This is a genomic window from Entomohabitans teleogrylli (assembly GCF_001484765.1).
GTDB lineage: Bacteria > Pseudomonadota > Gammaproteobacteria > Enterobacterales > Enterobacteriaceae > Entomohabitans > Entomohabitans teleogrylli.
The window spans coordinates 1-12,296 of record NZ_KQ947377.1 but is presented as its reverse complement, the minus strand read 5'-3'; the positions used below and the strand labels follow the sequence as shown (position 1 = coordinate 12,296).

15 protein-coding genes are annotated in these 12,296 nt (G+C 54.7%); 13 read left to right on the top strand and 2 right to left on the bottom strand.

Going from position 1 to position 12,296, the window contains the following annotated elements; translation table 11 throughout:
• Positions 1-26: 26 nt before the first annotated feature.
• The gene (locus AQ981_RS03315) at positions 27-1,931 is read right to left on the bottom strand and encodes an ABC transporter ATP-binding protein (RefSeq protein ID WP_058910348.1); all 1,905 of its coding nucleotides are present in this window, start codon (positions 1,929-1,931) and stop codon (positions 27-29) included.
• Positions 1,932-2,054: 123 nt separating this feature from the next.
• Between AQ981_RS03315 and kefG the strand changes: the two genes are divergently transcribed.
• From kefG to slyD, 4 genes are all read left to right on the top strand, one after another.
• On the top strand, positions 2,055-2,609 hold the full coding sequence (gene kefG / locus AQ981_RS03310) for a glutathione-regulated potassium-efflux system ancillary protein KefG (RefSeq protein ID WP_058910347.1): 555 nt from the start codon (positions 2,055-2,057) through the stop codon (positions 2,607-2,609).
• A complete protein-coding gene (gene kefB / locus AQ981_RS03305) occupies positions 2,609-4,414 on the top strand; it encodes a glutathione-regulated potassium-efflux system protein KefB (RefSeq protein ID WP_058910346.1) in 1,806 nt (601 codons plus the stop codon). The genes kefG and kefB overlap by 1 nt, the downstream gene beginning before the upstream one ends.
• Positions 4,415-4,460: 46 nt before the next feature.
• The gene (locus AQ981_RS25665) at positions 4,461-4,661 is read left to right on the top strand and encodes a YheV family putative zinc ribbon protein (RefSeq protein WP_071608793.1); all 201 of its coding nucleotides are present in this window, start codon (positions 4,461-4,463) and stop codon (positions 4,659-4,661) included.
• A 93-nt stretch (positions 4,662-4,754) separates the two neighbouring features.
• Positions 4,755-5,333: a peptidylprolyl isomerase gene (gene slyD / locus AQ981_RS03295; protein ID WP_058910344.1), complete on the top strand. Its 579-nt coding sequence runs from the start codon at positions 4,755-4,757 to the stop codon at positions 5,331-5,333.
• Between the two features lie 58 nt (positions 5,334-5,391).
• Here the strand turns inward: slyD and AQ981_RS03290 are convergent, their stop codons facing one another.
• On the bottom strand, positions 5,392-5,610 hold the full coding sequence (locus AQ981_RS03290; RefSeq protein ID WP_058910343.1) for a protein SlyX: 219 nt from the start codon (positions 5,608-5,610) through the stop codon (positions 5,392-5,394).
• Between the two features lie 319 nt (positions 5,611-5,929).
• Here AQ981_RS03290 and fkpA point away from each other — a divergent pair, with 319 nt between their 5' ends.
• The 9 genes from fkpA to AQ981_RS25660 all read left to right on the top strand — a co-directional run.
• Positions 5,930-6,769, top strand: coding sequence for an FKBP-type peptidyl-prolyl cis-trans isomerase (fkpA, locus tag AQ981_RS03285; protein ID WP_058910342.1), 840 nt, complete (start codon positions 5,930-5,932; stop codon positions 6,767-6,769).
• Between the two features lie 295 nt (positions 6,770-7,064).
• Positions 7,065-7,793 carry a helix-turn-helix transcriptional regulator gene (locus AQ981_RS03280; RefSeq protein WP_058910341.1) on the top strand — a complete coding sequence of 243 codons (729 nt, stop codon included), beginning with the start codon at positions 7,065-7,067 and terminating at the stop codon, positions 7,791-7,793.
• Positions 7,793-8,179: a sulfurtransferase complex subunit TusD gene (tusD, locus tag AQ981_RS03275; protein ID WP_058910340.1), complete on the top strand. Its 387-nt coding sequence runs from the start codon at positions 7,793-7,795 to the stop codon at positions 8,177-8,179. Before AQ981_RS03280 ends, tusD begins: the two co-directional genes overlap by 1 nt.
• Positions 8,179-8,541 carry a sulfurtransferase complex subunit TusC gene (tusC, locus tag AQ981_RS03270; protein WP_058910339.1) on the top strand — a complete coding sequence of 121 codons (363 nt, stop codon included), beginning with the start codon at positions 8,179-8,181 and terminating at the stop codon, positions 8,539-8,541. The genes tusD and tusC overlap by 1 nt, the downstream gene beginning before the upstream one ends.
• Positions 8,542-8,547: 6 nt before the next feature.
• A complete protein-coding gene (tusB, locus tag AQ981_RS03265) occupies positions 8,548-8,835 on the top strand; it encodes a sulfurtransferase complex subunit TusB (RefSeq protein WP_058910338.1) in 288 nt (95 codons plus the stop codon).
• A gap of 119 nt (positions 8,836-8,954) precedes the next feature.
• The gene (gene rpsL / locus AQ981_RS03260) at positions 8,955-9,329 is read left to right on the top strand and encodes a 30S ribosomal protein S12 (protein WP_000246815.1); all 375 of its coding nucleotides are present in this window, start codon (positions 8,955-8,957) and stop codon (positions 9,327-9,329) included.
• Between the two features lie 96 nt (positions 9,330-9,425).
• Positions 9,426-9,896 carry a 30S ribosomal protein S7 gene (rpsG, locus tag AQ981_RS03255; RefSeq protein ID WP_024558557.1) on the top strand — a complete coding sequence of 157 codons (471 nt, stop codon included), beginning with the start codon at positions 9,426-9,428 and terminating at the stop codon, positions 9,894-9,896.
• Between the two features lie 94 nt (positions 9,897-9,990).
• Entirely contained in the window at positions 9,991-12,099 is a 2,109-nt protein-coding gene (fusA, locus tag AQ981_RS03250; protein ID WP_058910337.1) for an elongation factor G, read from the top strand.
• 71 nt (positions 12,100-12,170) lie between these two features.
• On the top strand, positions 12,171-12,296 hold a 126-nt coding region (locus tag AQ981_RS25660; RefSeq protein WP_000031650.1), incomplete at its 3' end, for a GTP-binding protein.

The following is a 12,296-nucleotide window of genomic DNA, read 5'->3' as shown; positions in this document are numbered from 1 at the left end:
GGAGTTGCGGCTCCCCGGGTGTCGGTTTATTCCTGCTGCATCATCTGTTCCAGCTCTTCCTGAGCGGCCAGCCAGGCCATTTCGCACTCTTCCAGCTCGCCCCTGGTTTTGGCCTGGACCTGCAGGCACTCCGTCATTTCAGCTTTGCGCTGCGGCTCATAGATGGCGCTGTCGGAAAGCTGATTTTCGACCTCTTCCAGCCGGGTATTGAGTTTTTCCATCTGCGTTTCCAGCCTGGTTATCTCTTTACGCAGTGGCTGAGTACGCGAACGCAGCTCCGCCTCACGGCGTTTCTGGTCTTTGCGCGCCTGGGCGCTGTTGGTATTGTCCCGGGCCGCCTCCTGCGGCTGGCTCTCCTGCTTTTGCAGATCGCTCAGCCACTGCTGGTAATCTTCCAGATCGCCATCGAAGGGCTCGACTTTGCCACCGTGTACCAGGTAGAGATCGTCAGTGGTTGAACGCAGCAAATGGCGGTCGTGGGAGACCACCACCAGGGCGCCGTCGAAATCAATAAGGGCTTCCGTCAGCGCCTGGCGCATGTCCAGATCGAGGTGGTTAGTGGGTTCGTCAAGCAGCAGCAGGTTGGGACGCTGCCAGACAACCAGCGCCAGCACGAGGCGCGCCTTTTCGCCGCCGGAAAACCGCCCGGTGGCTTCGTTAACCTTATCGCCCTGGAAGCCGAAACCGCCGAGGTAGTCGCGCAGTTTCTGTTCCAGCTCCTGGGGAGCCAGCCGGGACAGGTGCTGGAGCGGAGATTCGTCGGCGCGCAGATATTCCAGTTGGTGCTGAGCGAAGTAACCCAGTTTGATCCCCTTCGCCAGGCCGATTTCACCGTGCAGCGGCTGGAGTTCGCCGGCCAGCAGCTTGATTAGCGTGGATTTACCGGCGCCGTTACGCCCCAGCAGCCCGATACGCGAACCGGGCACCAGATTCAGCTTAATGGATTCCAGCACCCTACGCGCGCCATAGCCGGCACTGACTTTTTCCATTTTCAGCAGCGGGTTGGGCAGGCTTTCCGGCGCCCGAAAGCTGAAGTGGAACGGATTGTCCACATGAGCCGGCGCGATCAGTTCCATGCGTTCCAGCATTTTGATACGGCTCTGGGCCTGTTTTGCCTTGGTGGCCTTGGCCCGGAAACGATCGATATAGCTTTGCAGGTGGGCGACTTTCAACTGCTGACTTTCGTACATCGCCTGTTGTTGCGCCAGCCGGGTGGCGCGCTGTAGCTCGAAAGAGCTGTAGTTGCCGGTATATTCAAACAGACTTTGCTGCTCAATATGCAGGATCTTATCGACGATAGGGTCAAGGAAGTCCCGGTCGTGGGAGATCAGAATCAGGGTGCCGGGATAACTTTTGAGCCACTTTTCCAGCCAGATTACGGCGTCGAGATCGAGGTGGTTAGTCGGTTCGTCGAGCAGTAGCAGGTCGGAACGGCAAAGCAGGGCCTGGGCGAGGTTAAGGCGCATACGCCAGCCGCCGGAAAAATCGCTTACCGGCCGCGCCAGCTGTTCATTGCTGAACCCCAATCCGTGCAGCAGAGTGGCGGCCCGGGCGCGAATCGTCCAGGCGTCGATGGCGTCCAGTTGGCCGTGCAGGGTGGCGATGGCGTGGCCATCGTTGCGCTCGTTGGCTTGCTGTAGTTCCTGCTCAAGGCGGCGATATTCACGATCCCCGTCAATCACATACTCAATGGCCGGAACGTCCAGGGCCGGGGTTTCCTGATTCACCCAGGCGAGTTGCCAGGTGCCGGGAAAAGTGACGTTTCCGCCATCGGCGCTGATCTCATTTTTCAGGAGCGACAGCAGGGTGGATTTTCCGCAGCCGTTTTTACCCACCAGGCCCACTTTCTGACCGGGGTTAATGGTGGCCGTGGCGTTATCCAGTAATACCCGGATACCGCGACGAATTTGTAATGAAGAGAAAACAATCATAACGCGCCGTATGTATAGAATATGTTAAATTGTCATTATAATCGGGTAACGTAGTACGACGCCGCTGAGCGTCGCGCTGCATGGTAGCCCAAAAAACTTTCTCTGACGACGCCCTGGAGGGGAATGATGTCACAGCCGCCTAATGTTCTGCTGCTGTATGCCCATCCGGAATTTCAGGATTCAGTAGCCAATCAGGTTCTACTACAGCCTGCCTGGCGACTGCCGAATGTGACAGTACACGACCTGTACGGCTGCTATCCTGACTTTTTTATCGATATTCAACATGAACAGGAACTGTTGCGCGCCCATGAGGTGATTGTCTTTCAGCACCCTTTGTATACCTGGAGTTGCCCGGCGCTGCTTAAAGAGTGGATGGACCGGGTGCTGAGCCGGGAGTTCGCCAGCGGCCCGGGGGGTAATCAACTGGCGGGAAAATACTGGCGCAGCATGATCACTACCGGTGAGCCGGAGAGCGCCTACCGTAGCGACGGGCAGAATCGCTATCCGCTGACTGAAATCCTGCGTCCGTTCGAGTTGACGGCGGCGATGTGCCGGATGCACTGGCTGACTCCGGTGATAGTCTACCAGGCGCGCCGCCAGTCCCGGGAGATGCTGGAGAATCACGCCCGGGCGTGGGGTGAATGGCTGGCCTCTCCGCTGGGTCAGGGAGGACGCTGATGGAAGGCTCCGATCTGTTATTAGCCGGCGTACTGTTTCTGTTCGCCGCCGTACTGGCGGTGCCGCTGGCGGCGCGACTAAAGATTGGCGCGGTGCTGGGTTACCTGCTGGCGGGGATGGCGATTGGCCCTTGGGGACTGGGGTTTATCAGCGATGTTGATGAAATTCTGCACTTCTCCGAGCTTGGGGTGGTGTTTCTGATGTTCATTATTGGCCTGGAGCTCAATCCCGCAAAGCTGTGGCAACTGCGGCGTTCTATCTTTGGCGTCGGCGCCGCGCAGGTGATTGTCAGCGCCGCCGTGCTGGGGGGATTGTTGTTGCTGGCGCAGTTTTCCTGGCAGGCCGCGGTGGTGGGCGGCGTTGGCCTGGCGATGTCCTCAACGGCGATGGCGCTGCAGATCATGCGTGAAAAGGGTATGAATCGCAGCGAGGCGGGGCAACTGGGTTTTTCGGTATTGCTATTTCAGGACCTGGCGGTGATTCCGGCGCTGGCGATGGTACCGTTGCTGGCTGGCAATGGCGACGAGCACCCGGACTGGATTAAAATCGGTCTGAAAGTGCTGGCCTTCGCCGGTATGCTTATCGGCGGTCGATATCTGCTGCGTCCGGTATTTCGCTTTATCGCCGGGTCCGGCGTACGTGAGGTGTTCACCGCCGCGACGCTGCTGTTGGTGCTGGGCGCCGCGCTGTTTATGGATGCGCTGGGGCTTTCTATGGCGCTGGGCACCTTTATTGCCGGCGTACTGTTAGCGGAGAGCGAATATCGCCACGAGCTGGAAACCGCGATTGAGCCTTTTAAAGGACTGCTGCTGGGGCTGTTTTTTATCTCGGTCGGGATGGCGCTTAATCTCGGGGTGCTTTATACCCATCTGCCGGAGGTGGTAATTGGCGTTGCGGCGCTGGTGGTGGTGAAAAGCCTGATCCTCTGGCTGTTATCGCGAGTGTATGGACTACGTACCGCGGAACGTCTGCAGTTTGCCGGGGTACTCAGCCAGGGCGGTGAATTTGCCTTTGTGCTGTTCTCGCTGGCCTCGTCACAACGGCTGTTTAAAGGCGACCAGATGGCGCTGTTGTTGGTGACGGTGACGCTGTCGATGATGACCACGCCGCTGGTGATGAAAGCCATCGATCTGCTGCTGATAAAGCGCTTTAACGCCCCGGAAGAGGGCGATGAAGCGCCGTGGGTGGAAGACGATCAGCCGCAGGTGATTATTGTCGGGTTTGGCCGTTTCGGGCAGGTGATTGGGCGCCTGCTGATGGCCAATCAGATGCGGATTACAGTGCTGGAGCGGGACATCAGCGCGGTGAATCTGATGCGCAAATACGGCTATAAAGTTTATTACGGCGATGCCACCGAGCTTGAGCTGTTGCGCTCCGCCGGCGCCGGGGCGGCGAAATCGATAGTCATTACCTGTAATGAGCCGGAAGATACCATGAAGATTGTCAACCTTTGCCAGCAGCACTTTGGCCACCTGGAGATCCTCGCCCGGGCGCGTGGACGGGTTGAAGCCCATGAGTTGCTGCAGGCCGGCGTGAAACAATTTTCCCGTGAAACCTTCGCCAGCGCGCTGGAACTGGGGCGCAAGGCGCTGATGTCGCTGGGCATGCATCCACACCAGGCGCATCGTGCGCAGTTACATTTTAAACGACTGGATATGCGGATGCTGCGCGAGCTGATGCCGGTACACAGCGACACGGCGCAGATTTCCCGGGTCAGAGAAGCCCGGCGTGAGCTGGAAGAAATTTTCCAGCGCGAGATGCAAAAAGAGCGCCGCCAGCCCGACGGTTGGGATGAGTTTGAATAGCTATCAGACATCGTATGATGGTGCTGGTATGCAATTAAGGGGAGCGATGTCAGTGCGTAAACGTTTTATTGCCGGGGCAGTCTGCCCACAGTGCCAGGCACGAGATACTCTCGCCATGTGGCGGGAGAATAATATTGATGTTGTTGAATGCGTTAAATGCGGCCATCAGATGCGCGAAGCAGATAAACAGGCCCGCGAGCACGTTCGCAAAGATGAACAAGTTATAGGGATTTTTCATCCGGACTAGCGGGATGGGGCAGGTTTTTTTAAGCTAAGGGGTACACGGGCGCAGATTTCGGCTACAATCTGCGCCAGTTTTTTCCCTCGCTCAGGAGATATCATGAAAGTTGCAAAAGACCTGGTGGTCAGCCTGGCCTATCAGGTACGTACAGAAGATGGTGTGTTAGTTGATGAGTCTCCGGTGAGTGCGCCGCTGGACTATCTGCATGGTCACGGCTCCCTGATTTCAGGGCTGGAAAAAGCGCTGGAAGGCCATGAAGTCGGCGATAAGTTTGATGTGAACGTTACCGCTAACGATGCCTACGGTCAGTATGATGAAAACCTGGTGCAGCGTGTACCGAAAGACGTCTTTATGGGCGTTGATGAACTGCAGGTAGGGATGCGTTTCCTGGCGGAAACCGACCAGGGGCCGGTACCGGTAGAAATCACCGCTGTGGAAGATGACCACGTCGTGGTTGACGGTAACCATATGCTGGCTGGCCAGAACCTCAATTTCCACGTTGAAGTCGTGGCGATCCGCGAAGCGACTGCAGAAGAGCTGGCTCACGGCCACGTTCACGGTGAACACGATCACCATCATCACGATCACGAAGGTTGCTGCGGCGGACACGGCCATGGTCACGACCATGAGCACGGTAAAGGCGGTTGTGGCGGTAACGGCGGCTGCGGCTGCCACTAATCACTGTCCGGGTGGTTTTGATGAAAAAGGCGTGCATTGCACGCCTTTTTGCTATCTGTCAGTAGTGGGGCGGCGGCGTTTCTTCCGCCTGAGAAGCCACTAACGAAGGCTGACTGGCTTTCATCTTTTCCACCAGAAGCCGTAAATGTTCGCGCAGCTTCGCCATTTCGAGTTCATGGGCGGTTACCGTCTGGTTTAACTCTTCGATGGTAATTTCCTGAAAGGCCAGGCGGCTTTCAAGCTCTGCCAGGCGGTCCTCGGTTGATTTGTGCTGCATGGTCGGTCTCCGGTGGTTTAGGCCCGCAAAGGAAGCGGGGGTAGGATTTTACTGAAAATTCCCCTGTTTTGCAGAGAGACTGTGAGATGGATAGAAACTAATTCACACAAAAATAGTCTGAATTAGACTTCATATTGGTGCGGGAGATTGTGTATACACGTTATTCTTACAGGCTGCATTCTGATGGTCGGCGTTTGCGCCAGGAGCCCCGATTGTAACCTGAATGATTTTGTGTATAGATTTCTTGCGAAACGCTATAGTAAGGCGTTCAACTTGTTATTAACCCTGGGGTGAGAGGCCCCGGCCCTGGAGAAAATGGATGAAATCACTGTTTAAAGTAACGCTGCTGGCTAGCGCCATGGCTGTCGCCTTCAATGCACCGCTGGCTTCTGCCGCCGATGCTGCTAAAAAAGAGGCCGCGCCGGCGCAGGAAAGCTCCTCCGCATTTAAAAATGATGATCAGAAAGCAGCGTACGCACTGGGGGCATCCCTGGGTCGTTATATGGAAAACTCCCTGAAAGAACAGGAAAAACTGGGGATTAAACTGGATAAAGACCAGCTGATTGCCGGCGTGCAGGATGCTTTCGGCGATAAGAGCAAGCTTTCCGATCAGGATATTGAGCAGACCCTCCAGACCTTTGAAGCGCGCGTGAAGACCGCGGCCCAGGAGAAAATGGAGAAAGATGCCAAAGAAAATGCTGAAAAAGGCAAAGCTTACCGCGACACCTTCGCCAAAGAGAAAAACGTGAAAACCACGTCTACCGGCCTGCTGTACCAGGTAGAGAAAGAAGGTAGCGGCGAAGTGCCGAAAGATACCGATACCGTGGTGGTGAACTACAAAGGCACCCTGATTGATGGTAAAGAGTTCGACAACTCGTATACCCGCGGCGAGCCGCTTTCCTTCCGTCTGGATGGCGTCATCCCGGGCTGGACCGAAGGTCTGAAGCACATCAAGAAAGGCGGTAAGATCAAACTGGTTATCCCGCCGGAGCTGGCCTACGGTAAAACCGGCGTTCCGGGTATCCCGGCTAACTCCACACTGGTGTTTGACGTAGAACTGCTGGATATCAAACCGGCGCCGAAGGCTGATGAGAAGCCGGAAGCTGCCGCTGAAGCCGGCGCGGCTGACGCCAAAGCCGACGCGGCGGATAAGAAATAATCCCCTGCGTTATTATCGCCGCCCAATGGGCGGCGATTTTGTCTGAATCAGAATATAATTAAAACTGGAAAACACGCTTTACGCTGTATACCCTTCAGTTTCCAGAATCGGCAATTCGCGCCTGCGAAGCTGGGATAAAACTAATAGACTCCCGGGAATTCATGTAGTTGTCGCCTTTCATCAGTCCGGTGCCCGGGGTATATTGTTTCGCATTTCGCACATCAATAATGAGTGATGAGTCTGCCCTGACAACGAAAAAAAACGACAGGCTCTGTTTAGAGGGTGGTATTTTTTCATGTCCAATTCGCTTTTAACTAACGAAACCAGCGAGCTTGATTTACTGGATCAGCGTCCGTTTGAACCCTCTGATTTCGAAATACTGAAGTCTTACGAAGCCGTTGTGGATGGGCTGGCAATGCTGATTGGCCCGCACTGCGAGATCGTGCTGCATTCGCTGCAGGATCTGAAATGTTCGGCAATTCGTATCGCCAACGGTGAACATACCGGGCGTAAAATCGGCTCGCCGATCACCGATCTGGCGCTGCGGATGCTGCACGATATGACCGGTGCCGACAGTAGCGTTTCGCGCTGCTATTTTACCCGGGCGAAGAGCGGCGTGCTGATGAAGTCCGTCACCATCGCCATCCGCAACCGTGAGCAGCGCGTTGTGGGCCTGTTGTGCATTAATATGAACCTTGATGTGCCGTTCTCACAGATAGTCAGCACGTTTGTGCCGCCGGAGACCCAGGATCAGGAAGTGCCTTCTTCCGTTAACTTTGCTTCATCGGTGGAAGACCTGGTGACGCAGACCCTGGAGTTTACCATTGAAGAAGTGAATGCTGACCGCAACGTCTCCAACAATGCCAAGAATCGCCAGATTGTTCTTAATCTGTATGAAAAAGGGATTTTTGACATTAAAGACGCCATTAACCAGGTGGCGGACAGGCTGAATATTTCCAAACATACCGTCTATCTCTACATCCGCCAGTTTAAGAGCGGCGACTTTCAGGGCCAGGAGCGCTAATGCGTTTTGCCCTGATGGTGACCGGCCCCGCTTATGGCACCCAGCAGGCCAGTAGCGCACTGCAGTTCGCTAAGGCACTGATTGCGCAGGGACATACGCTGGCTTCAGTCTTTTTCTATCGCGAAGGGGTGTATAACGCCAATCAGCTTACCGCGCCCGCCAGCGATGAATTCGATCTGGTGCGCGCCTGGCAGCAACTGCACGAGCAGCATCAGGTGGCGCTTCATATCTGTGTGGCGGCGGCGCTGCGACGCGGGGTGACGGATGCGCAGGAAGCGCAGCTAGCCGGGTTACCGGGCAGTAACCTGCAGGCCGGGTTTACGCTCAGTGGTCTGGGATCGCTGGCGGAAGCTGCATTAACCTGCGACAGAGTGGTACAGTTTTAATGAAACGACTGGCTGTAGTTTTCACTTCCGCCCCTCATGGCTCATCCGCCGGCAGGGAAGGGCTTGATGCGCTGCTGGCGGCGTCGGCGCTGTGTGAAGCGCCGGGCGTTTTTTTTATCGGCGACGGAGTCTTTCAGATTCTGTCAGGGCAGCAGCCGCAGGCGATTCTCTCCCGGGACTATATCGCCACATTTCGCATTCTGCCGCTGTATGATATCAACGACATCATGATATGCGCCGCATCGTTGCGCGAACGGGGACTGGCCGCGAAGCCGGGGAGCTTTGTTATTGATGCTCTGCCGATGGAGCCGCAGGTATTACGCGAGCGCCTGGCGGAATATGATGTTTTGCTGACTTTCTGAGGTTCTATGCTGCATACACTCAGCCGTTCGCCCTGGCAAACCGATTTGGCCGCGTTGTTACGCATGCTTGCTCCCGGCGATGATGTCCTGCTGATTCAGGATGGTGTGCTGGCGGCCCTTTCCGGCTCTGCTCCCCTTGAATTATTACGCGGCGCCCCTATATCGCTTTCTGTTCTGATGGATGATGTGCGGGCTCGCGGACTCGCTGCTCAAATTTCATCCGATATCAGGCAGGTCAGCTATACTGATTTCGTTACCCTGACGGTGAAACATACCAGCCAGATGTCCTGGTAAAAGCGAAATCGCTGTATATTTCTTGACACCTTTTCGGGTCAGCCCTAAAATTCCGCGTCCTCATATTATATGAGGCCGTTTTATTACGTGTTTACGAAGCAAAAACCAGGAGCTATTTAATGGCAACAGTTAACCAGCTGGTACGCAAACCGCGCGCGCGCAAAGTTGCAAAGAGCAACGTGCCGGCGCTGGAAGCATGCCCGCAAAAACGTGGTGTATGTACTCGTGTATATACCACCACTCCGAAAAAACCGAACTCCGCACTGCGTAAAGTTTGCCGTGTGCGTCTGACTAACGGTTTTGAAGTCACCTCCTACATCGGCGGTGAAGGTCACAACCTGCAGGAGCACTCCGTGATCCTGATCCGTGGCGGTCGTGTTAAGGACCTCCCGGGTGTGCGTTACCACACCGTTCGTGGTGCGCTGGACTGCTCTGGTGTTAAAGACCGTAAGCAGGCTCGCTCCAAGTATGGCGTGAAGCGTCCTAAGGCTTAATGGTTCTCCGTTAAGTAAGGCCAAACGTTTTAACTTTAATGTCAAACTAAACTCGTAGAGTTTTGGACAATCCTGAATTAACAACGGAGTATTTCCATGCCACGTCGTCGCGTCATTGGTCAGCGTAAAATTCTGCCGGATCCGAAGTTCGGATCTGAACTGCTGGCTAAATTTGTAAATATCCTGATGGTAGATGGTAAAAAATCTACTGCAGAAGCTATCGTATACAGCGCGCTGGAGACCCTGGCTCAGCGCTCTGGTAAATCTGAACTGGAAGCTTTCGAAGTAGCCCTCGAAAACGTGCGCCCGACTGTCGAAGTTAAGTCTCGCCGCGTTGGTGGTTCTACTTATCAGGTACCAGTTGAAGTCCGTCCGGTCCGTCGTAATGCGCTGGCAATGCGTTGGATCGTTGAAGCTGCTCGTAAACGCGGTGATAAATCCATGGCTTTGCGCCTGGCGAACGAACTCTCTGACGCTGCAGACAACAAAGGTACTGCGGTTAAGAAACGTGAAGACGTTCACCGTATGGCCGAAGCCAACAAGGCGTTCGCTCACTACCGTTGGTAATCCCTTCGTAGTGTTAGTCAACCAGACGGGCGCTTCAGTAAGCCGCCCGTACTGGGTAACTTAACTTGAACGTCCCAGGATATAGAGGAATCAAATGGCTCGTACAACACCCATTGCACGCTACCGTAATATCGGTATCAGTGCGCACATCGACGCCGGTAAAACCACTACTACCGAACGTATTCTGTTCTACACCGGTGTAAACCATAAACTCGGTGAAGTTCATGACGGCGCCGCAACCATGGACTGGATGGAGCAGGAGCAGGAGCGTGGTATTACTATTACCTCCGCTGCGACTACCGCATTCTGGTCAGGTATGGCTAAGCAGTATGAACCGCATCGTATCAACATCATCGACACCCCAGGGCACGTTGACTTCACCATCGAAGTAGAACGTTCCATGCGTGTACTCGACGGTGCGGTAATGGTTTACTGCGCAGTTGGTGGTGTTCAGCCGCAGTCTGAGACCGTATGGCGTCAGGCTAACAAATACCACGTACCGCGTATCGCGTTCGTTAACAAAATGGACCGTATGGGTGCGAACTTCCTGAAGGTTGTTGGTCAGATCAAAACCCGTCTGGGCGCGAACCCGGTTCCGCTGCAGCTGGCGATTGGTGCTGAAGACGCTTTCACCGGTGTTGTTGACCTGGTGAAAATGAAAGCCATCAACTGGAATGAAGCTGATGCAGGCGTGACCTTCACTTATGAAGACATCCCGGCTGACATGCAGGATCTGGCTGAAGAATGGCACCAGAATCTGATCGAATCCGCAGCTGAAGCATCTGAAGAGCTGATGGAAAAATACCTGGGCGGCGAAGAGCTGACCGAGGAAGAGATCAAACAAGCACTGCGTCAGCGCGTGCTGAACAACGAAATCATCCTGGTAACCTGTGGTTCTGCGTTCAAGAACAAAGGTGTTCAGGCAATGCTGGATGCTGTTGTTGATTATCTGCCGTCTCCGGTTGATGTACCGGCGATCAAAGGTATTCTGGATGACGGTAAAGATACCCCGGCTGAGCGTCATTCTGACGACAAAGAGCCGTTTGCGGCGCTGGCGTTCAAAATCGCTACTGACCCGTTCGTGGGTAACCTAACCTTCTTCCGCGTGTACTCTGGTGTGGTTAACTCCGGCGACACCGTACTGAACTCAGTGAAATCTGCGCGCGAGCGTTTTGGCCGTATCGTACAGATGCACGCCAACAAGCGTGAAGAGATCAAAGAAGTTCGCGCAGGCGACATCGCTGCGGCGATCGGTCTGAAAGACGTGACCACCGGGGATACCCTGTGCGATCCGAACGCGCCGATCATCCTGGAGCGTATGGAATTCCCTGAGCCGGTAATCTCTATCGCCGTTGAGCCGAAAACCAAAGCGGACCAGGAAAAAATGGGTATCGCTCTGGGCCGTCTGGCTAAAGAAGACCCGTCTTTCCGCGTTTGGACTGACGAAGAATCTAACCAGACCATCATCGCTGGTATGGGTGAACTGCACCTTGAAATCATCGTTGACCGTATGAAGCGTGAGTTCAACGTTGAAGCGAACGTCGGTAAACCGCAGGTTGCTTACCGTGAAACTATCCGCGATACCGTTAAGGATATCCAGGGTAAACACGCCAAACAGTCTGGTGGTCGTGGTCAGTACGGTGATGTCGTTATCGACATGTACCCGCTGCAGCCTGGCGGCCCGGGCTACGAGTTCGTCAACGATATTAAAGGCGGCGTGATCCCGGGTGAATACATCCCGGCGGTTGATAAAGGTATCCAGGAGCAGCTGAAATCTGGTCCTCTGGCCGGTTACCCGGTAGTGGATATCGGTGTTCGTCTGCACTACGGTTCTTACCATGACGTTGACTCCTCTGAGCTGGCGTTTAAACTGGCTGCGTCTATCGCCTTTAAAGAAGGCTTTAAGAAAGCGAAGCCGGTTCTGCTTGAGCCGATCATGAAGGTTGAAGTGGAAACCCCGGAAGACTACATGGGTGACGTAATCGGTGACCTGAACCGTCGTCGCGGTATGATCGAAGGTATGGATGATACTGCAACTGGTAAGACTGTTCGTGCGCAGGTTCCGCTGTCTGAAATGTTTGGTTATGCAACTGACCTGCGTTCCCAGACTCAGGGTCGTGCTTCTTACTCCATGGAGTTCCTGAAGTACGCTGAAGCGCCGAATAACGTTGCTCAGGCCGTAATCGAAGCCCGTGGTAAATAAGCCGCAGGGTTTAACACAATGATCCCGTGCTCTCTCCGGATGGGGAGAGCACACTAGTAAGGAATATAGCCGTGTCTAAAGAAAAATTTGAACGTACAAAACCGCACGTCAACGTCGGTACTATCGGCCACGTTGACCATGGTAAAACTACCCTGACCGCTGCCATCACTACCGTTCTGGCGAAAACCTACGGTGGT